Source organism: Leisingera coralii, assembly GCF_049056525.1.
In the GTDB taxonomy this organism is placed as follows: domain Bacteria; phylum Pseudomonadota; class Alphaproteobacteria; order Rhodobacterales; family Rhodobacteraceae; genus Leisingera; species Leisingera coralii.
This window is the reverse complement of sequence record NZ_JBHUPT010000019.1, coordinates 47,683-67,680: the sequence shown is the minus strand read 5'-3', so window position 1 is coordinate 67,680 and position 19,998 is coordinate 47,683. Positions and strand designations below refer to the sequence as shown.

The 19,998-nt window shown below is 64.8% G+C and carries 18 protein-coding genes and 1 tRNA gene; 6 read left to right on the top strand and 13 right to left on the bottom strand.

Annotated elements, in window-relative coordinates:
- The first annotated feature begins 2 nt into the window (after positions 1 to 2).
- Positions 3 to 200: a YgaP family membrane protein gene (locus tag ACFMBG_RS08165; RefSeq protein WP_421054214.1), complete on the top strand. Its 198-nt coding sequence runs from the start codon at positions 3 to 5 to the stop codon at positions 198 to 200.
- A 241-nt stretch (positions 201 to 441) separates the two neighbouring features.
- Here the strand turns inward: ACFMBG_RS08165 and ACFMBG_RS08160 are convergent, their stop codons facing one another.
- On the bottom strand, positions 442 to 1,128 hold the full coding sequence (locus ACFMBG_RS08160) for a rhomboid family intramembrane serine protease (protein WP_421054213.1): 687 nt from the start codon (positions 1,126 to 1,128) through the stop codon (positions 442 to 444).
- Positions 1,129 to 1,229: 101 nt separating this feature from the next.
- Here ACFMBG_RS08160 and trpS point away from each other — a divergent pair, with 101 nt between their 5' ends.
- Together trpS and ACFMBG_RS08150 are read left to right on the top strand one after the other, a co-directional pair.
- The gene (gene trpS / locus ACFMBG_RS08155; RefSeq protein ID WP_421054212.1) at positions 1,230 to 2,258 is read left to right on the top strand and encodes a tryptophan--tRNA ligase; all 1,029 of its coding nucleotides are present in this window, start codon (positions 1,230 to 1,232) and stop codon (positions 2,256 to 2,258) included.
- Positions 2,259 to 2,402: 144 nt separating this feature from the next.
- Positions 2,403 to 4,358 carry an OmpA family protein gene (locus tag ACFMBG_RS08150; RefSeq protein WP_421054211.1) on the top strand — a complete coding sequence of 652 codons (1,956 nt, stop codon included), beginning with the start codon at positions 2,403 to 2,405 and terminating at the stop codon, positions 4,356 to 4,358.
- 60 nt (positions 4,359 to 4,418) lie between these two features.
- Here the strand turns inward: ACFMBG_RS08150 and ACFMBG_RS08145 are convergent, their stop codons facing one another.
- From ACFMBG_RS08145 to paaG, 5 genes are read right to left on the bottom strand one after another with little or no spacing between them, the layout of a single operon-like run.
- Positions 4,419 to 4,631 (bottom strand): hypothetical protein, encoded by a 213-nt coding sequence (locus tag ACFMBG_RS08145; protein WP_421054210.1) that lies wholly within the window; start codon positions 4,629 to 4,631, stop codon positions 4,419 to 4,421.
- A 57-nt stretch (positions 4,632 to 4,688) separates the two neighbouring features.
- On the bottom strand, positions 4,689 to 5,285 hold the full coding sequence (locus tag ACFMBG_RS08140; RefSeq protein WP_421054209.1) for a TetR/AcrR family transcriptional regulator: 597 nt from the start codon (positions 5,283 to 5,285) through the stop codon (positions 4,689 to 4,691).
- Positions 5,286 to 5,301: 16 nt separating this feature from the next.
- Complete coding sequence (gene paaK, locus ACFMBG_RS08135; RefSeq protein WP_421054208.1) at positions 5,302 to 6,612, bottom strand: phenylacetate--CoA ligase PaaK; 1,311 nt, start codon at positions 6,610 to 6,612, stop codon at positions 5,302 to 5,304.
- A gap of 15 nt (positions 6,613 to 6,627) precedes the next feature.
- On the bottom strand, positions 6,628 to 7,053 hold the full coding sequence (gene paaI / locus ACFMBG_RS08130; protein WP_421054207.1) for a hydroxyphenylacetyl-CoA thioesterase PaaI: 426 nt from the start codon (positions 7,051 to 7,053) through the stop codon (positions 6,628 to 6,630).
- A gap of 2 nt (positions 7,054 to 7,055) precedes the next feature.
- On the bottom strand, positions 7,056 to 7,841 hold the full coding sequence (gene paaG, locus ACFMBG_RS08125) for a 2-(1,2-epoxy-1,2-dihydrophenyl)acetyl-CoA isomerase PaaG (protein WP_421054206.1): 786 nt from the start codon (positions 7,839 to 7,841) through the stop codon (positions 7,056 to 7,058).
- Between the two features lie 127 nt (positions 7,842 to 7,968).
- Between paaG and paaZ the strand changes: the two genes are divergently transcribed.
- The 3 genes from paaZ (at position 7,969) to ACFMBG_RS08110 (ending at position 11,153) form a co-directional block, all read left to right on the top strand.
- The gene (paaZ, locus tag ACFMBG_RS08120; protein WP_421054205.1) at positions 7,969 to 9,999 is read left to right on the top strand and encodes a phenylacetic acid degradation bifunctional protein PaaZ; all 2,031 of its coding nucleotides are present in this window, start codon (positions 7,969 to 7,971) and stop codon (positions 9,997 to 9,999) included.
- 84 nt (positions 10,000 to 10,083) lie between these two features.
- Positions 10,084 to 10,884, top strand: a complete 801-nt coding sequence (locus tag ACFMBG_RS08115; protein WP_421054204.1) for a PaaX family transcriptional regulator C-terminal domain-containing protein — start codon at positions 10,084 to 10,086, stop codon at positions 10,882 to 10,884.
- A gap of 192 nt (positions 10,885 to 11,076) precedes the next feature.
- Positions 11,077 to 11,153: transfer RNA gene (locus ACFMBG_RS08110), tRNA-Met, on the top strand.
- 82 nt (positions 11,154 to 11,235) lie between these two features.
- Here ACFMBG_RS08110 and ACFMBG_RS08105 read toward each other — a convergent pair.
- The 7 genes from ACFMBG_RS08105 to ACFMBG_RS08075 all read right to left on the bottom strand — a co-directional run bounded on the left by ACFMBG_RS08105 (position 11,236) and on the right by ACFMBG_RS08075 (position 19,945).
- Positions 11,236 to 12,183, bottom strand: a complete 948-nt coding sequence (locus ACFMBG_RS08105; protein WP_421054203.1) for a YihY/virulence factor BrkB family protein — start codon at positions 12,181 to 12,183, stop codon at positions 11,236 to 11,238.
- Between the two features lie 66 nt (positions 12,184 to 12,249).
- The gene (locus ACFMBG_RS08100) at positions 12,250 to 13,473 is read right to left on the bottom strand and encodes a DUF3618 domain-containing protein (protein WP_421054202.1); all 1,224 of its coding nucleotides are present in this window, start codon (positions 13,471 to 13,473) and stop codon (positions 12,250 to 12,252) included.
- Complete coding sequence (locus ACFMBG_RS08095) at positions 13,463 to 13,876, bottom strand: phage holin family protein (RefSeq protein WP_421054201.1); 414 nt, start codon at positions 13,874 to 13,876, stop codon at positions 13,463 to 13,465. Before ACFMBG_RS08095 ends, ACFMBG_RS08100 begins: the two co-directional genes overlap by 11 nt.
- On the bottom strand, positions 13,873 to 14,364 hold the full coding sequence (locus tag ACFMBG_RS08090; RefSeq protein ID WP_421054200.1) for a hypothetical protein: 492 nt from the start codon (positions 14,362 to 14,364) through the stop codon (positions 13,873 to 13,875). Before ACFMBG_RS08090 ends, ACFMBG_RS08095 begins: the two co-directional genes overlap by 4 nt.
- A gap of 357 nt (positions 14,365 to 14,721) precedes the next feature.
- Complete coding sequence (locus tag ACFMBG_RS08085) at positions 14,722 to 15,696, bottom strand: C45 family autoproteolytic acyltransferase/hydrolase (protein WP_421054199.1); 975 nt, start codon at positions 15,694 to 15,696, stop codon at positions 14,722 to 14,724.
- 13 nt (positions 15,697 to 15,709) lie between these two features.
- On the bottom strand, positions 15,710 to 17,170 hold the full coding sequence (locus ACFMBG_RS08080; protein WP_421054198.1) for a biotin carboxylase: 1,461 nt from the start codon (positions 17,168 to 17,170) through the stop codon (positions 15,710 to 15,712).
- A 12-nt stretch (positions 17,171 to 17,182) separates the two neighbouring features.
- The gene (locus ACFMBG_RS08075; protein ID WP_421054197.1) at positions 17,183 to 19,945 is read right to left on the bottom strand and encodes an aminotransferase class I/II-fold pyridoxal phosphate-dependent enzyme; all 2,763 of its coding nucleotides are present in this window, start codon (positions 19,943 to 19,945) and stop codon (positions 17,183 to 17,185) included.
- Positions 19,946 to 19,998 lie beyond the last annotated feature (53 nt).

Genomic DNA, 19,998 nt, shown 5'->3' with positions numbered 1-19,998 from the left:
CAATGCCCCGCAACGAAGGCACTCTCGACCGCGCCCTGCGCATCATCCTCGGCCTGATCCTGCTGTCGCTGGTCTTCACCGGCCCGCAAACCCTGTGGGGGCTGATCGGCCTGGTGCCGCTGCTGACCGGCCTGATGGGCTACTGCCCGCTCTACCAGATCCTCGGCCTGAACACCTGCCCGCTGAAGAAGCAAGGCTGACCCTCCCGGCCAGTCCCGGGTCAAGAGCGGCATAGCCGCCGCGCGGCACGCGCGGTTCACTCTTGAGGCGGGATTGGCCAATCACACAATAGCGATGGCGCCTTCAGGGCAAACCTGCCCCTGAAGCGCTTCTCAGCAGCTCTTCCTGCCGCGCGTCAGCGCGGCCCGGCCCAACGGCTGGTGATGCCCCCTAAGGGGCTTCACCAGCGGGCGGGAGCGCGCCGTCTCAATCGTGGTGGCTTCAATCGTGGCGGATGCGGTTTCGGATGCGGGCCCAGCCGCCCGGCGCCAGGAAAAACGACAGCCCGAATCCGGTGGCAAAGCCGCTCAGATCCGCAACCCAGTCCTTCTGGCCGCCAAACAGCAGCCCGAACAGCAGCTGCGCCCCCATCAGGAAGGCAATCAGCGAAAACGCCCGGCTCTGCTGCGCCCCGACCGAGGCCAGCGAGCGCCACAGCAGAAAGGTGAACGCCCCGATCAGCCCGTAGACCGCCGGGAAACCGCCGATCAGGGGCTGGCCGCCGCTGATCAGCAGCGCATAACCCAGCGCGCCGCCGGCGCCGGACAGGACAAAGATGATGACCATCGCCAGATCGCCCATCACCTCGCCCACCATCTTGCCCATCGCCAGCACGAAGACGCAGACAAACAGCGCATGGGTAAAGGCGCCATGCACGAAGGTGTAGGAGACAAAGCGCTTCAGATGCTCCGGCAGCCAGCGGCCGCTTTCCTGCATCCACCAGAAGATCTCGCTGGAAAACGCATAGGACTGGATCGCCTCCAGCCGCCAGCCGATCGCCTCCGGCCCGCCCAGGATGCCGCGGGCGCCCAGCGAAAACACGGCCTCAATCCCCATGATGATCAGCACCAGCGCCACCACGGCGGCGGGCAAAGGGTTGACGGGGGCATTGTGGGGCTGGCTGCTCATCCGGGCTCCTTGCGGCACGGAATCCCCCGCGCCTGTTGACCTATCCTGGCCCCATGGGTAAGCCACCGGGGTTGCTATTTCCAGACGGGAGTTACGCCCATATGAGCGAATCCGCCTTCACCCCGCGTGTGTTCTCGGGCATCCAGCCCACGGGCAACCTGCACCTCGGCAATTACCTCGGCGCGATGAAGCGTTTTGTCGACATGCAGGGCCAGGACTTTGAGACCATCTACTGCATGGTCGATCTGCACGCGATCACCGTCTGGCAGGATCCCAAGGACCTGATGAAATCAACCCGGGAGCTGTGCGCGGGCTTCATCGCAGCGGGCATCGACCCGGAGCAGTCGATCCTGATCAACCAGTCCCAGGTGCCCGAGCACGCACAGCTCGCGTGGATCTTCAACTGCGTCGCCCGCATGGGCTGGATGCAGCGGATGACCCAGTGGAAGGACAAGGCCGGCAAGAACCAGCAGAACGCCTCGCTGGGTTTGTTTGCCTACCCGGCGCTGATGGCGGCGGACATCCTGGTCTACCACGCCACCCATGTGCCGGTGGGCGAGGACCAGAAGCAGCACCTGGAGCTGACCCGCGATATCGCTATCAAGTTCAATCACGACTTTGGTGTTGATTTCTTCCCGGAAACCGAACCGGTGATCGAAGGCGCGGCCACCCGTGTCATGAGCTTGCGCGACGGCTCCAAGAAGATGTCGAAATCGGATGCCTCCGACGCCTCCCGCATCAACCTGACCGATGACGCCGACGCCATCGCCAAGAAGATCCGCAAAGCCAAGACCGACCCCGAGGCACTGCCGTCCGAGGCCGAGGGCCTGGAAGGCCGCCCCGAAGCGCGCAACCTGGTCAACATCTACGCTGCCCTGAGCGAGCAGACCGTGGAACAGGTGCTGGCAGATGTCGGCGGCAGGCAGTTTTCGGAATTCAAGCCGATGCTGGCGGACCTGGCGGTGTCGAAACTGGCGCCGATCTCGACCGAGATGGCTCGGCTGATGCAGAACCAGGACGAGATCGACAAGATTCTCTCCCGCGGTTCGGAGCGTGCGCGCGAAATCACCGCGCCGATCCTGCGCAAGACCTATGACATTGTCGGCATGGTTCCGCCCGTAAGCCTCTGAAACGGGACGCCGCTGGCGGAAAACGGCCAGATTTCAGCCGCCCCCTCCGGGGCGGCTTCTTTTTTGCCGGGACGCGCGGAAACTTTTCCGCCACTCAGCGGTTACCCCCGTACGGCCCTGTGCCGGAACAAGGAAGGAACCGCAATGAAACCGGGAATTTTCAAATCGACCACGGCGCTGGCAGTGATGGTCTCGCTGGCAGCGCCGCTGCCCGCCCTGTCGCAGGACACGGGCAACAAGCGCATTGACCTCACCCAGATGACCGCTGCCGAGATCGGCGATCTTGTCGACCGCTGCCGGAAACGCGCTGAGAGGCGGCAGAAGAAACTGGCCGCTGGCGCGGAAATCGAAGAAAAAACCGGCCCGGTCGCAAAGTTCTGCCAGGCCTATGGCACTGGCGCCTTTGACGCGGATTTGCCGGCTGAACTGCAATCCGCCAGCGTGCTGGCCAGCGTGGCGGAGATGACTGCCGGGGCTGAGGCGGAAGCCGCAGTCACCGCCGAAGCACAGGCCGCTGCCGAAGCAGAGGTGCAAGCACAGGCCGCCGCGGAAGCCCAGGCGGCAGGCGGTGAGGACACCCAGCAGCAGGCAGAGGCCGCAGAGGCCGCCGCGGCTGAGACAGGCGCCGAGGCCAATGTTGAGGCCGGCGCAGAGGCCAACGCTGAGACGCAGGCTGCCGCCGAAGCCGCAGCTCTGGCAGAGGCACTGGAACAGCAGGCCGAAGCTCAGGAAGAGCAGACCGACGCCCAGGCTGACCAGCAGACTGAGGCCCAGGCAGAACCGCAGCCCGAGGCTGATGCCGGACAACAGGACGCCGCTCAGGCTGAACAGCAGGCCGATGTGCAAACTGACCAGCCCGCAGAGGACACCGCGGCTGAAAGCACCGGCGCAACTGCAGAAGCCATTGCCGCCGATCTGGCCCAGTCGCAGGGCGAGGTCAGCGAAGCCGCCGACAACCCGGAACTGGTGGAGATGGACAGCCAGGCCCAGGCCGACGCACAGGCCGAAGCTGAGACTGAGACCGCAGCAGCTGCCGCTGCCGCCGCGGACAGCAGCGAAGGCGAAGCTGAGGTGATCGAGGAAACGGTGACCGAAGACACCGTGCGCAGCTCAGACGAGGAGTTCGAGACCAAAGCCGGTGAAAACATCCAAGCTGCGGCAGAAGCCCCTGCCCCGCAGGCCAATGCCGCCACCGAAGAGGACAGCGGCCTGTCCGACCAGCAGCGCAACGCCCTGCTCGGCCTTGGCGCCCTGGCCATCGGCACGCTGCTCAACAACGGCGGCAAGGTTGTCTCCAACACCGGCGACCGCGCCATTGTGGAGCAGGACGGCCAGTACCGCGTGCTGAAAGACGACGACGCGCTGCTGCGCCAGCCGGGCTCGAACGTGACAACCTACCGCTTCCAGGACGGCTCCACCCGCACCGTCGTGACCCGCGAGAACGGGGTGGAAGTGGAAACCATCCGCTCCGCCGAGGGCCGCGTGCTGCGCCGCACCCGCATTCTGCCGGACGGCCGCAGCGTGGTGCTGTTCGACGACACCCAAAAGGCCGAAAAGGTCGTCATCAACGAACTGCCGCAGGTGCAGGACAACCGCCGCGCCTTCTCCAGCACCGGCGCGGTCTCGGCTGAGGACCTGGCCGCAGCGCTGGCCGCGCAGCAGGCGCCTGACGTGGACCGCCGCTTCTCGCTGGCGCAAATACGCAACATTGACGCAGTGCGCCGCCTGGTGCCGGTGATCAATGTGGATTCGGTGAATTTCGACACCGGCTCCGCAGTGATCCGCCCGCAGGAGGCCGAAGAGCTGGCCGCCCTGGGCAACGCGCTGCGCGAGCTGATCGACCGCAACCCGGGCGAGGTGTTCCTGATCGAAGGCCACACCGATGCGGTGGGCGCAGCGACCTATAACCTGGCGCTGTCAGACCGGCGCGCCGAAACCGTGGCGCTGGCGCTGACCGAATACTTCGACGTGCCGCCGGAAAACATGGTGGTGCAGGGCTATGGCGAAAGCGACCTGGCCGTGCAGACCCTGGCCGCTGAACGCGTCAACCGCCGCGTCGCCGTGCGCCGGATCACACCGCTGCTGGGCAGCGAAGGCTGATCCATTAGCCTGAACAGCCGCACCCGGCGGGACTTTCCCCCGCCGGGTGCGATTTCATTCCTATTCCGCCGGTGTCCTGCGCCGGGACCAAAGCCCGTATTTCAGGGCAAATGACTTCAGGGAGAACCGGCGCCTTCCGGTTTTTGCGCCCTTCCGCCCGCCCGTGGTCCGGTCGAACTCATACATGTCGATGGCACGTTCGGCGCAGCCGCAGGCTTCGCCCAGGCCCACCTTCTTGTAATAGAAACTCTTAAAGCTCTCAGGTCTCTGCATCGCATCCTCCCTTGGCGGAGAAAGCTAGCGCGAAACAGCGGAAACGCAAAAGCGCCGTTACAGCCCCTTCACCCCGTGCAGGGTCAGATCTGAGACCAGCCGGGCGTAATCCTCGCGCGCCTTGGAGCCGGCGCCGGTATTCCACATGTAATACCAGTTCAGCATCCCGAAGACAGACATGGTGGCGCCGCGCAGCTTGGCGCTGTCGCCGTCAAAGACCTCGGGGGCTACTTCCTTCAGCGCATCGCTCATGAACTGAACCATCTCGCGCTGATAGCCGCGCAGATGTTTCTGCTGCTCCTCGGGCAGCGCCCCCATCGCGCCCAGTTGCACCTGGTGCTCGTGATCCGCGCCCTGATAGGCCAGCAGGATTTCCGAAACGATACGGCGCAGCCGCTCCTGCGGGCCAAAACCGTCCAGCTCCACCTCGCAGACCCGGTCGCGCAGCTCGCTCAGATAGGTGTCAAGGACGCCGAAAAGAACGGCGTCCTTGCTGTCGTAATAGTGATAGATATTCGCCTTGGAGATCCCGCATTCCCGCGCCAGCTGGGTCATCGACGCGCGGTCGTAACCGGATTCGGCAAACACCTTGGCCGCCGACTTCAGGATCTGTGCGCGTTTCTCATCGTGGTCTTTTGCGATCGTGCGGGCCAAGGCTCACTTCCCCGGTTCAGGACTTGCTGCGGTTGTCGACGACGCGCTTGGCCTTGCCCTGGCTGCGCTCGACGGATCCCGGGTCGCCTACAATGATCTCGGTGGAAACGCCAACCATATCCTTGATCCGCTTGGTCAGCATCCGCGCCGCTGCGGTCTTGCTGAGCTCGTCGGTGGCATCCGGATTGGCCTCCACAAACACCCGCATCGCATCCATGCGGCCGGATTTGTAGAGCTCGATCTGGTAGTAGGGCGCCAGGCCGCCGGTCGCCAGCAGCTGCTCCTCCACCTGGCTGGGGAAGACGTTGACGCCGCGCAGGATGATCATGTCATCGCTGCGGCCGGTGATCTTCTCCATCCGCCGCATCGAGCGCGCGGTGCCCGGCAGCAGCCGGGTCAGGTCGCGGGTGCGGTAGCGGATCATCGGCAGGCCTTCCTTGGTCAGCGTGGTGAACACCAGCTCGCCCAGCTCCCCGTCCGGCAGCACCTCGCCGGTCTGTGGGTCGATGATTTCCGGCAGGAAGTGATCCTCCCAGATCACCGGACCGTCCTTGGTCTCGACGCATTCATTGGCCACACCCGGCCCCATGATCTCGCTGAGGCCGTAGATATCGACCGCGTGCATGTCAAAGGCCTCCTCGACCTCCTTACGCATCGCGTCGGTCCAGGGTTCGGCGCCAAAGACGCCAACCTTCAGCGAGCACTCCCGCGGGTCCATGCCGACCTTGTGGTACTGCTCCAGGATGTTGAGCATGTAGGACGGCGTCACCATGATCCCGTCGGGTTTGAAATCGGTGATCAGGCCAACCTGCTTTTCGGTCTGCCCGCCCGACATCGGCACCACGGTCGCGCCCAAGCGCTCAATCCCGTAGTGCGCACCCAGGCCGCCGGTGAACAGGCCATAACCATAGGCGTTATGCACCATGTCGCCCTTGCGCAGGCCCGAGGCCCGCAGGGACCGCGCCACCAGATCGGCCCAGTTGCTGATGTCATTCGCGGTGTAACCCACCACGGTCGGCTTGCCGGTGGTGCCGGAGGACGCATGCAGACGGATGATTTCACTGCGCGGCACGGCAAACAGGCCAAACGGGTAATTGTCCCGCAGGTCGTTCTTGTAGGTGAAGGGGAACTTGGCCAGATCGGACAGCTGTTGCAGGTCGTCCGGATGCACGCCTGCCTCGTCAAACCGCTGCTTGTACATCGCCACGTTGTCATAGGCATGGCGCACCGACCACTTCAGCCGCTCCAGCTGCAATGCGCGGATTTCGTCGATCGAGGCGATCTCGATCGGCTCCAGTTCACCCTTCTTGGGGCTCAGGTCTTCCATGGCGTCCTCCACACCTTATTCGTCAAACAACTGGCCTTTGACCGCCCGGGAGAAGCCCCGGAACTCAGCGATCTGCTGGCCGTCCTGGTTGGTCACTGTCACGTCGTAGATGCCGCTGCGCCCGGTCAGGGAAATCTCGCGGGCCGTGGCAATCAGCTTGTCGCCCAGCCGTCCCGGCGCGGTGAAGCTGATCACGTTGTGCTGCGCCACGGTCGACTGGTTGCGGCTGTTGCAGGCAAAGGCAAAGGCGCTGTCGGCCAGCATGAAGGTCACGCCGCCGTGGCAGATGCCGTGGCCGTTGCAGTGGTGCTGGGCGATGGTCAGCTCCAGCGTGGCCTCGCCCTCATCCACATGGGTAATCTCCATGCCCGCCCACTTGGACGCGTGGTCATCGGCCCACATGGCGGCGGCGGATTTCTCGGCACGTTCTTTCGGGGTCATGGTCACTTGCCCTTGAACTCGGGCGCGCGTTTTTCCAGGAAGCTCGCAACCCCCTCCGCGTAATCCGCGCTTTCGCCGCAGGTCTTCATGGCGTCCGCCTCGATCTCCAGCTGGTCGGACAGCGTGTTGACCGCCGCGGCCTGGATGCACTGTTTGGTCAGCCCCAGCCCCAGCGTCGGGCCGTTAGCGAATTTCTCAGCCATGGCGCGGGCCTCTGCCATCAATTCGTCATCCGGCAGCGACTTCCAGATCAGGCCCCAGTCCTCGGCCTTCTTCGCAGGCAACGGCTCAGCGGTCAGCGCCAGCCCCTTGGCGCGCGCCTCGCCCAGCAGCCGCGGCAGCTGCCAGCTGCCGCCGGTGTCCGGGATCAGGCCGACCTTGGAGAACGACTGGATGAACTTGGCGCTTTCCGCCGACAGCACCACGTCGCAGGCCAGCGCCAGATTGGCACCTGCCCCGGCGGCCACGCCATTCACCGCGCAGATCACCGGGAAGTCCAGCGAGCGGATCAGCCGCACCAGCGGCGCATAGAAGGTGCGCACGGTCTGGCTCAAGTCCGGCGGCCCGTCCATCTTGCGCGGATCACGGTCGCCCAGATCCTGCCCGGCGCAGAAGCCACGGCCCGCCCCGGTCAGCAGCACCGCGCGGGCGCCCCCGTCACGCGCCGCCTCCAGAGCGCCACGCAAGGCATTGTGCATTTCCTCGTTGAAACTATTCAGCCGGTCCGGACGGTTCAGAGTGATCTCCACCCAGGTCCCGTGGTCCTCCACCAGAATCGTATCGCTCATCGCTCCCTCACCCTGTCAGCGGTGCATTTGACAAATTCCTTGCATAAACCGACCGGACGGTCAATATATCTCAGCATCGGATTCCAGCCAGCCGGCCCCCTGCCGGCCTGACGAAAAGGACAGCATCATGAGCCTTCTAGAGATTTCCAGCTTTGCAGCGGGTCAATGGGTCGCACCGGGCGCAGGTGCCCGCAACATCGCCAGCGCCATCACCGGCGAGGTGATCGCCAGCGCCGGCAATGACGCGCTTAACGTGCAGGCGATGCTCGATTACGCCCGCACCGTGGGCGGCGCCAACCTGCGCAAGCTGACCTTCCACGACCGCGCCCGGATGCTGAAGGCGCTGGCAGGCCACCTGAACCAGCACAAGCAGGCGCTCTATGACCTGTCGTTCAACACCGGCGCCACCCAGTCCGACCACATGATCGACATCGACGGCGGCATCGGCACCATGTTCGTCTTCGCCTCCAAGGGCCGCCGCGAGATGCCGGACGGCCACGTCTACCTCGACGGCGATGTGGAGCAGCTCAGCCGCAACGGCACCTTCCTGGGCCAGCACATCTGCACCCCGCTGCGCGGCGTCGCGGTGCATATCAACGCCTTCAACTTCCCGGTCTGGGGCATGCTGGAAAAACTCGCCCCCACCCTGCTGGCCGGCGTTCCCGCCATCGTCAAACCCGCCACCAACAGCTGCTATGTCACGGAACTGGCGGTGAAACTGATGCTCGACAGCGGCATCCTGCCCGAGGGCGCGCTGCAGCTGGTTTCCGGCGGCCTCGGCGACATGCTGGACCATCTGACCATGCAGGACGTGGTCAGCTTCACCGGCTCCGCCAGCACCGCGCTGAAGCTGCGCGCAAACCCGGTGATCCTGGAAAACTCGGTCCGGTTCGTCGCCGAACAGGACAGCCTCAATGCCTCGATCCTGGGCCCCGACGCCCAGCCCGGCACGCCGGAGTTTGACCTCTTCGTCAAGGAAGTCAGCCGCGAGATGACCACCAAGGCGGGCCAGAAATGCACCGCCATCCGCCGCATCATCGCACCGCAAGCACAGGTGGACGCGGTAATCGAGGCCCTGTCGGCCCGCCTGGCAAAAACCCAGATCGGCGACCCGCGTCTGGAAACCACCCGCATGGGCGCACTGGTCTCCAACAGCCAGAAACGCGACGTGCTGGAAAAGGCCGAAATCATCGGCCAGGAAGCGGAACGTGTCTTTGGCGACCCGGCGAACTTCTCCGTAGACGGCGCCGACGCCGATAAAGGCGCCTTCGTGCCGCCGATGCTGTTCCACTGCGCCGACCCGGACAAGGCACAGCGCGTGCACGACACCGAGGCCTTCGGCCCCGTCTCCACCATCATGGGCTACCGCGATCTAGACCACGCCATTGATCTGGCCAACCGCGGCCAGGGCTCCCTGGTGGCCTCGGTCATCACCCACGACCCGGCCGTCGCCCGCGAGGTCGCCATCGGCGCCGGCGCCTACCACGGCCGCCTCTACTTCAACAACCGCGACTCGATGAAGGAATCGACCGGCCACGGCTCCCCCCTTCCCCACATGGTGCACGGCGGCCCGGGCCGCGCCGGCGGCGGCGAGGAAATGGGCGGCGTGCGCGGCGTCAAACACTACATGCAGCGCACCGCCATCCAGGGCTCGCCCGATATCCTGTCGGCCATCGGCGAGAAATGGGTCCCCGGCGGCACCGAGGTCAAAGGCCCGGCGCACCCCTTCACCCGCAAATTCGGCGAGCTGTCCATCGGCGAGACCCTGCACACCGCGCCGCGCACCGTCACGCTGGAGGATATCGAGACCTTCGCTCATTTCACCGGCGACACCTTCTATGCCCATATGGACGACGAAGCCGCCAAGCGGAACCCGTTCTTCCCGGGCCGCGTCGCACATGGCTACCTGCTGCTGTCCTTCGCCGCCGGCATGTTCGTGCAGCCGGACGAGGGCCCGGTTCTGGCCAACACCGGCCTCGACAATCTGCGCTTCATGAAGCCGGTTTCGGCAGGCGACAGCATCAAGGTGCGTTTGACCGTCAAGAAGAAGACTCCGCGCAACGAGGAGTACGGCGAGGTCCGCTGGCACGTGACTCTCACCAACCAGGACGGCGAGATTGCCGCAGAGTACGAACTGCTGACAATGAACGCCTTTTAAGGCTGCGAAAAAGAGCCAGGCAGCGGCACCGCTGCCACCCGCCCGGACTGGCCTATCCGGTCCGGGCGAACTATGTTTATCCCTATGAACGAACAGCAAAACCCCTGGTTTGACACCACCGTCCAGCAGCTGAACGACCCGCAGAACCAGCGGGTTTGGTCGGTGATCGTTTCCCTGTTCGGCGATCTGGCGCAGGAGAAGGGCGCCCAGATCAGCGGCGGCGCCCTGACCCGCATCATCACCCCGATGGGAATCAAGCCCGAGGCAATCCGGGTGGCGTTGCACCGGCTGCGCAAGGACGGCTGGATCGAGAGCGAGCGCGCGGGCCGCGCCTCGGTCCACTACCTGACCGAATACGGCCGCAGCCAATCGGCCGCGGTGACGCCCCGGATCTACGAGCGCCGCGCCGCGGCTCCCGGCGACTGGCACCTGCTGATTGCCGAGGACGGCGCCGGCCAGGCAACCCTGGACGAGGTGCTGCTGCTGTCCAACTACGTCGCCGTGAACCGCACCACCGCGCTTGGCCGCGGCCCGATGCCGCGCAACCTGGACGACCTGATGGCCGTCGGGGTCAGCAGCATGAGCGTGCCGGGCTGGCTCAAGGCCCGGCTGTTTCCGGAACCGTTGCAGGACGCCTGCGCCGCGCTGCAGCGCGACCTCGAACAGATCGCCCCGCCGCCTGGCGGCCTGACACCGGCGCAGACCGGGACCTTGCGGACGCTGATCGTGCACCGCTGGCGCCGCGTGGTGCTGCGCCACCCGGACCTGCCGCCCGGCTTCCACCCGGAGAACTGGGCCGGGGAAACCTGCCGAGCCCTGGTGTTCCAGCTTCTGGACCGCCTGCCGCGGCCAGAACTGTCCGCCCTGGACGCCCAGACCGATTAACCGGAAGGCTCCGCTGCAGTCCGAACGCTCTGCAGCACGCCCCGGCACGCGAAGTGCACGCCAGCCTGCAATCCTTTGTTTTCACGACGTTTTTCTTCCGCGCTGGAAAAATTTCGGAAGAATTTGCATTTCCCCTTCTTTTCCGCTTGACCCCACCGCCGGCATTCCTTAAATCGCGTCCACACAGCGAGCGGCGGAGTAGCTCAGTTGGTTAGAGCAGCGGAATCATAATCCGCGTGTCGGGGGTTCAAGTCCCTCCTCCGCTACCACCCTTCCCTGAAAATCCGGTCAAACCTGCATCGTGCAGCGAAGCCTGCCGCGGGCAGACAGCCTGCATAAGCGGCGGACGGCCTAGGTGTCCTGCGCTGCGCCCAGCTTGTCGGCCTTGACCGCGCCGCGCTCTCCCATCGGCTCCTCCGGGCCAACGGTTGTGTCGTAGGCGGTCTGCGCCTCGGCCTCGGCGTTGATCTCGGCACCCAGCAGCACGATGAAGGCGGAAATCCACAGCCACATCAGCAGCACGACAACCCCGGCCAGCGCGCCGAAGCTTTCGTTGTAGGACCCGAAATTGCCAACGTAAAAGGCAAACCCCGCCGACCCCGCCAGCCACAGCACACAGGCGGCAATCGCGCCGGGGGATGCCCACAGCAGCTGCGGCTTGTCCCGCGACGGGCCAAAGCGGTACAGCACCGCAAGCCCGGCCATGGTCATCAGCGGCAGCACGCCCCAGACCAGCAGCGTGCCGAGGATCTCGGTCACCGGCCCGGCGTCCACCAGGGCGATGACCGAAGGCACCGCCAGCGTCGCCAGCAGCCCCATCAGCAAGCCGGTGATCAGGAACAAGGTCAGGGTGAGCGTAACAAAGGTCTTCATGAAGAAGCCGCGCTTCTCCTCCTCGTCATAGGCCACGTTCATGCCTTCGATCAGGCTGTTCATGCCCTTGGACGCCGAATAGAGCGCAATCAGGATCCCCGCCACCGCGGCAAGGCCCAGCCCGCCTTCCTGCGAGCCGACGACTTGTGTGGCCTGGCCGATGATGATTTCCATCACCTCATCCGGCACCACGCCTTCGAACTGCGAAATCCGGTCCACGATCTGGCTGGGCTCAACCATCAGGCCGCCGATGGCCAGAAGCGCGGTAATTGCCGGGAACAGCGCCATCAGACCGTAAAAGGCAACGCCGGCAGCGATCAGCCCGACATGGTCGGTAGTGATCTCATCCTTGACCCGCAGGGCGATATCCTTCCAGCCCTTGGGCGGGATCCTATGCGGCGCTTTCGCGTCCCTGCCGCGCGTCATGACTTCTCCTCCACAGCCGGTTGTCTGCAAGGGCAGAGGCCGCCGGGGGCAGCCTCCGGGCCCCTCTTACGATTTAGGCTTGCCGAGGTCCTTTTCCCTGGCCTTGCCGGCGGCCGCGCCGGCAATCCGCTTGCCTGCCGACTTCACCTCATCGGCAGCCGCCTGCGCTGCCGTCTTGCCTTGCGGGGCGGCGCTGTCCATGGCGTCGCGCTTCTCGCTGGCGATGGTTTCGGCTTCCTTGCGGGCAGCCTGCAGCACAGCGGCAGCTTTCTCCTGCTCTTCGCGGAAGATTGCTTCGGCGCGCTCCATCATCTTGTCGCTGTACTCCCCCAGCGCGTCATCTTCGGTGCGCGTGCGCGGCAGCGCACCGCCAATCGCCGCGCCCAGGGCCAGCGCCAGCGCCCCCGCCACCAGCGGCTGGCGGTTGTAGAAATCCGCCGATTGGCGCGAGCCGGACGCCAGCGCCTGCGCCGCCTTCCGGCGGGCATCGACAGCGGCCTCGCGCGCGGCAATCACGCGGGCCCGGGCCTCTTCCGAGAGGTTCTCGGTGCCCTCCGACAGGCGGGCACGCAGACGCGCGGCCCGGGCCCGGGCGGCCTCTGCGGCGTCCTGCACCGACGAAGCAGCGGAAGAGGCGCCATCACGGGCAGCCTGCCCGGCGGCAGCGGCCTTTCCCTTCGCGGCTCTTCCAGCGTCCTTGACGGCCGAGCCGGCCGCCGACGCTTTATCATGCACTGCGGAACCGGCAGCCGACGCCTTGGCCTGCGCCGATGCGGCAGCGCCTGAGGCACGATCCGCCAGGCTGCGGCCATCATCATCGTCATCATCATCGCGCGCCCAGGACGGAACACCTTCCGGCCCGCCCTTCATGCGCGGATCCGGCCGCGTCACCAGCGTGCCGCTGGAGGCGTGGCCGCCATCGCTGCCAGCAGCCGGGCGGTCTTCCCAGCCGCTGTCGCGGTAGGCGCCGCCGCGGCTGTAGCTGCGGCCGGAGTAGTCCGCGCCGCGGGTCTCTGCAGTATAGCTGCGGCTGCCGGACCGGCCCTTGCCAAAGATCATCCAGGCCAGGCCAACGCCGGTCAGCGCCACGGCGGCCGGGTTTTCCTTCACCGTCCGGGTGATCGCATGGCCAATCTCGCCGCCATGCTCGCGCAGCTGTTCACCCAGCTGCTGCATCACGCCGTCAACGGAAAACTTGTCCTGCAAATGCTCAAGGTTGCTGGTCAGCTGCGCGCGATCGCGCTCGATCTCGCGCTCGATTTCGTAAACAGACCGGTTCTCACTTGTCATTGTATGTCTCCTTGATGGATTGCGCGTCGCGCTTCACGTTTTCAGCGGTGCGAGTGGGCGCCAGGCTCGACAGCTTCAGGTCGCTGGTCCCCTTGGCGATCATGCCAAAGGCCGCAGCAGCAAAGGCCACCCCCACCAGCAAGGCCGCCCAGCCCGGGTCCATTCCGGCCTCGGTCAGCCCGGCGGACAGCGCCGCCGCCAAGACGTTCAGCGCCGTCAGCGCCACGACGACGCCGCCCACGATCAGGCCCAGGGCCACGGCCGCGCGGTTGATGTTTTCGCCGATCTCCGCCCGCGCCAGGGCGAGTTCGTTGCGGATCAGCGAGCTTATGTTGTTCAGCGCCTCAGCGACGATGCTGGCCGCATTCGGCGTTGTGCCGGGTTCGGGATTTGTCTGTGTCATTGCAGATCCCCCTTGCTGTGCGGGACTGTGTAGGCGCCGGACGGATGCGCGGCGGTCCCGGCGGGCGCAGCCGCAGGCGGGCGCAGGGCATCAGGCTGGCTGCTGTCCGACGCCTTGGCAAAGCGTGCGGCCGCAAAGCCGAGCAGCGCGGCGCTGCTCAGGAACATCACCGGGTTCTTGCGGGCGAAGTCCGAAACCGAGTGGACCATATCGCCCAGGTCCTGATTGCGGATGGTATCGGACACATCTGCCAGGGTGCCGGCCATCTGGCCGATTGCGCGTTCATGCGGCGAACCGCTGCGCATTTCATCGGACGCGGTGCGCAGGGCCGAGGCCACGGATTTGACCTCATCTGCAACGCCTTCCTTGGCCGCTTCGGCGCGGGCGTGGGCCTCTTTCTTTGCGGTTTCAGCAGCGGTTGCCGCAGCGGATTTCGCGCTTTCGGCAACGTTTTTCGCGGCGGTTTTCACTTTGTCTGTTCCGGACATCTGATTACTCCCTCTGATCAGGCGATAAAGTTGAGCAACGCGAGAACGACGACAACGACGCCAATGATGTAGAAGATACTGTGCATGGCTTCCTCCTCGGGCCGCAGCGGCCGGTTCGTTACAGGGACAACTCACGGCACACCCGATCAGTTCCAATTTTCCCGGAGCGTGCAGCCGGCTGCAGTACCGCTGCGCGGGTGCCGCCCCCCCCCGATTGGACCGCCCGGCCGCCCGTGCGCAGATGGTCAGTCAAATCCGGTGCAGGCGCGCCGGCCCGGACCGGCCGCGCACCGCTTAACAGTCACTAAAACAAGGAAGAATACGCCTTTGCGCAGTGCGCAAACAGGAGGCGTCCGGCTAAAACACCGGCACCTGCACGGCCAGTGTCCGCTCGTCGAAGGCCGACAGCGGCAGGTGCCAGACCGTGCCGGGCCAGCGGATTTCCATCTCCAGCTTCCGGGGTCTGTAAACCGCCGTGTACAGCGTGCCGAAGCCCTCGCTGAAGGCGGAGGAATACAGCGGCGGCTTCAGGAAGGCGCCGATGAATTTCTCCTCCGGCTCCACATGCAGCGTCAGCCGCTGCAGCAGGAAACGCTCCCGTTCGACCGTCGCCGTGAACCGCGCATGGCTGTCCCACTCCACCTTCTCCTGGTGGTTGGTGGCAACCCCCACATGCTTGAGCACGGCCTTGCGGTCCGGCGCCATGAAGGCAGTCAGGAACTTGCGGGAGCGGTCGACCACGGTGACGTTGTAGCTCATATGCGTCGGCAGGCGCGCCAGGGCCTTACCCGCCTCCTCGGCGGTCTCGCAGGTCTGCAGCACGTAGCGCAGGATCAGCGGCACCCCGAAGCCTTCGCCGACAACCCGGCGGCCGCCAAAGGTCAGCGACATCGCCAGCCCGGCATCGTTGATGCCGTCGACCAGCCCCCACAGGCTGTCGCTGGTGCCCAGCACCGTGCGCCCCAGCCACTCGGTCCGCATCACCACCCCGTCAAAGGCGTGCGGGCTGTAGTCGTAATTGCGCACCAGCACCGGATCGGGGCCGGGCCACAGCGCCTGGGAGCAGGCCGACAGATACGGCGGCGGGCAGTAGAAGCTGAGAAACCGCGCCGCATGATCCGCCCCGCCCGCCAGATCGCAGAGCTCCTCATAGAGCGGCAGCAGCTCCGGCATATGCGTCTTCAGCGCGTTGACGCTGTCCAGATAGCCCGGACGCGCCTCCGGGCCTTCGCGGATCCACCACTTGTGGTAGTCCGGCCAGAACTCCTGGAACAGCCCGGCCCATTTCTGGCCAGGCTGCGGTTCGTCGATGGCGCGCCAGCGGATGATCATGCCCTCACGGGGTCTACATGATCTTGAAGGCAGGGTCGGACACCACCGGCCCCGCCTCCTGCATCGGCAGCGGCCGTGCTTTGACATTGCTCTTGATGGCGTCGATCCAGCGCTTGCCGCGGTCATTGAGCTTGAACCCCGGCGTCATCGAGCGGCCGCGGGTCACCAGGATGCCGATGTCGGCGCCTTCATAGCGGTAATCGCCCGGCTGCAGGATGCGCAGGAAAAACGCCTCCTGCTCGCTCTCGACCGCGCGGCGGTGATAATCGAAACGGTCGAACTGCACGCTGCCGTCTTCGGCCATGCGGTAAATGCCGGTCTCCGGCACCTCCGTGGCGATATCCACCGAGTCCTCGGTGTGCTTGATCACCATCTGCGACCAGCTGTCGATCATCTTGGGATCGGCCCAGCGGTTGTTCAGCTCCTCCACGTCCAGCTTGAATTTTTTCTTCGAGAACTCAAGCAGATGGAACAGGAACAAGGGCGCATCCGCATGGGCAAAGGCCGCGTGGTTGGTCATCGACGACGCACCGGTGATGCGCGGGTTCAATTCCCCCAGCCAGATATCCCCGGTCTTCTTGTCGATCAGGAAATCCAGCTCGAAATAGCCGCGGTAGCCTTCCTTGCGCAGCTGCTCGCCGAACTTGAAGGTCAGCTCGCGCGCCCGCTCGCGGGTCTTGGGCGGAAACGCGGTCGAGAAGATCTCGTTGCCGCACCAGCCGCCGCGGTAAGGCGTCAGCTCCTTGAAGCCGACCAGCTCCGTCATCAGCGGCCCGACGATGGTGCCCTCCTTGGTGGCGCAGGCCTCGATGGCCGAGCCGCGGCAGTCGATCCGCTTCATGATCTTGATCTCGCCCTCGCCGACGATCTCATGCTCGTGGCGGCGGAAATCGGCTTCGGAATTGATGAAGAAGGTGGTGTGCCCGCTGTCGCCAAAGGCGGACTGCAGCACCACGTCATGGCCGATGCCCGCCTTTTCGCAGGTCTTCTTCAGATCCTCGTAATCCTTCACCTCCGCCAGCACGTTCGGCACCGAGGGCACCCCCGCCTTATTGCCGATCCGGACCGTTTCGATCTTGTTGTCCATGTTCTGCCGCAGCTTGGCGCTGGGGAACCAGACCTCGCCGCCCAGCTCCTTGGCCAGCCGCTCGGTCTCCTCGTCGAACATCAGGAACACGAACTTGGGCTTGCCGCCGCGCGCCTTGATCCATTCGACCACCTCCTTGTGCTGCAGAAGGTAGTTGTTGATATCCTCGATCGACTGGAATTCCGCATGCGGCTGCTCGGACGGGCAGAACACGTTGGGATGCTTGCCGCCGTAGCAGTCAATGTAACATATGTATTTGAAATTCTTACACCATTCATCCAGGCCCAGCAGGTTGAAATTGGTTGCCGAGACGAAGTACACGGGGTCTTCGTTGCGATGGAAGTGCCGGCGTATTTCAGAGATATTGTTCAGTACTGCAGATGGCATACCATTCTCCCTTTAGAATATCTTGTGCCGGGCCGCGTTCAGCTTCAGCCGCGCAGCATTGGCCTTGGCCTGCTGTTTCAAGGCCTCCTCGGTGAACACGCGCAGCCCCAGGTCGGCCCGGTAGCCGTGGATCTCGCTGACATCCAGGGCGCGCATGAAGGACAGGATCTCCTGGCTCACCACCTGCCCCGGCACCAGGATCGGAAACCCCGGCGGATATGGAATGATGAAGGAGGCTGAGACGACCTCCTGGCCGCTTTCCATCGCCGCCTTGACCGACCCGTCCAGCTCCAGATAGTCGCAGTTGTTTTCCTCATAGCTGAGGAAGAACGCCGAGCGGATATCGCCCTCAGGGGTTTCCGGGGCAGAGCGGAAGGCATCGTGGAAGCGGCTGAAGTCGGGCAGCGGCGGCAGGTCGTGCATCAGGTTGGACACCCGCTTCTCGAACCCGCGCTTCTCCATCATCGAGGCATCGTCCAGCAATTCGTCCAGATCCGTGGCAATTTCCACCAGGACCTCGATCAGATAGGCCACCGAGGAGCGCGTGGTGCCGATGTTGGTCATGAACAGCACCGTGTTGCGCGAGGTCTTGTTGATCTGGATCCCGTATTTGTCCATCAGGATCTGGGTCTTGAACGTGTCGCCGTCCCAGCCCGTGCCGCCCACCGCCAGCGTCACCCGGGTCGGGTCGAGCACGAACTCGTCATGCACCAGGCTGTCCCAGACGTCAGACCAGCCGCGCTCGGGATCGTAATAGCTTTCCAGCCCGCTTTCGCGGTGCTCGCTCGGGATCATGTCCGCGGCGGTCAGGATCCTGAAATATTTGCTCAGCCGCGGATGCGTCATGATCGCCCGCCGCATCGCCATGCCCGCTTCCACCTGCCGGTGCACAAATTCGAAGCCTTCCAGCTCGACCTGCCGCCGCCCCACATCGAGCGAGGCAATGATCTGGTAGTTCGGAGAGGTCGAGGTATGCGTCATGTAGGCCTCGTGGAAACTCACCTCCACCTCGCCTTTGAAGTCCTGGTCGTTCACATGGATCATCGACCCCTGCCGCAGCGACGTCAGCGTCTTGTGGGTGGACTGGGTGGCATAGACCCGCACCCGCGCATCCGGCGGCGGCAGCAGCCGGGTGTTCAGCCAGTCCTCCTCGCTGGCATCCTTCAGCTGCTTCTGCTGCTCCTCCCAGGCCTTGGCATGGGCTTCGTTGCGCAGCCGCTCGCGCAGCACATTGGCGGCGTTCATCGCGGTGCGCTGCCGGTACAGCGGGCTGAACCGGGCAAAGGCGAACCAGGCCTCGTCCCACAGGAAGATCAGGTCCGGCTTGATCGCCAGGCACTCCTCCATCACCCGCTCGACGTTGTAGACGATGCCGTCAAAGGTGCAGTTGGTCAGCAAGAGCATCCGCACCCGGTCCAGCTTGCCCTGCGCCTTGAGGTGCAGCAGCATGTGCTTGATCTCCCGCAGCGGCACCGCGCCGTACATCGAGTATTCATGCAGCGGGTAGCTGTCGAGATAGGCCACCTGCGCCCCCGCCAGCACCAGCCCGTAGTGGTGCGACTTGTGGCAGTCGCGGTCCACCAGCACGATGTCGCCGGGCCGCACCAGCGCCTGCACCACGATCTTGTTGCAGGTGGAGGTGCCATTGGTGGCAAAGAACGTCTGTTTCGACCCGAAGGCGCGGCTGGCCTGCTCCTGCGCCTGCTTGATGGGCCCATGCGGCTCCAGCAGGCTGTCCAGCCCGCCGGAGGTGGCGGAGGTTTCGGCCAGAAAGATGTTGGAGCCGTAAAACGCCCCCATGTCCTGAATCCAATGGCTGCGCGAAACCGACTTGCCGCGGCTGATCGGCATCGCGTGGAAAACGCCGGTGGGCTGTTTGGAGTATTCCACCAGCGCGGTGAAGAACGGAGTCTTGTAGCGTGCCTGCACCCCCCTCAGAATATTGAGGTGCAGCTCCATGAAATCTTCCTGGTTGTAAAAAACCCGGCGGCAGATCCCCAGGTCATGGCCTGCGATCTCCTCGACCGAGCGGTCGGTGACCAGATAGGCGTCCAGCTCGGGCCGGACATTCGCCACCAACCGGCACAGCGCCGGGCCGTGGTCGTGCGACCGGACCGCCTCGATCCCTTCGGTGCCGCCGGCCCAGTCCAGGTAGCGGGTGAGCAGCGACATCTCCATCTGCGAGTCGAACTTGAGGCCCGGCCGCACCACAATCGCCTGAATGTTGTAATTGAAAAGGATCCCGATCAGCGCGTCCTGCAGGCTTGGCACCACCACGGTTTCATAATGAAACTGATCTTCCGGGCGGCGCATCTTCTTGAAGTTGCTGTGCAGCCAGCGCTCCTGGTGCTCGTTGACGTTGTCGACCACCAGCACCTCGAAATAGGGCTTGGCCAGCGCCCGCGCCTCGGGCGGCTGGATGACCTCGTCCTCATGCTCGTCCGCATCCGCCGAGTCGCGGTCCAGCGGCACATGCCGCCGCCGGTAGGCGCCGGTGGACAGGGCGCGGCAAATCCGCTGCACGGAAAACGCCACATCGGCGTAATTGCCGTGCTCGAACTGGCGCCGCAGCTGTTCAAACGCCTGCACGCCGGGAAAGGCCCAGTAGGTCTCGATCGGGCCCAGTAAATCAAACAGCGCCCGGACATTCGTCACGAGCGCTGCTTCACGTTTCGGTTTTCGGGCACTGGCCAGGGCTTCGGTCACTTCCCTCAGCGTTGTCCATTGGTCATGACGCAGCTGGATCGCCGAGTAATAGTCACCCATTGCTTGCATAGGCACCTCCCTTACTGATTATCAACGGGAGATCAGCCGGTTCTGGCTACTGG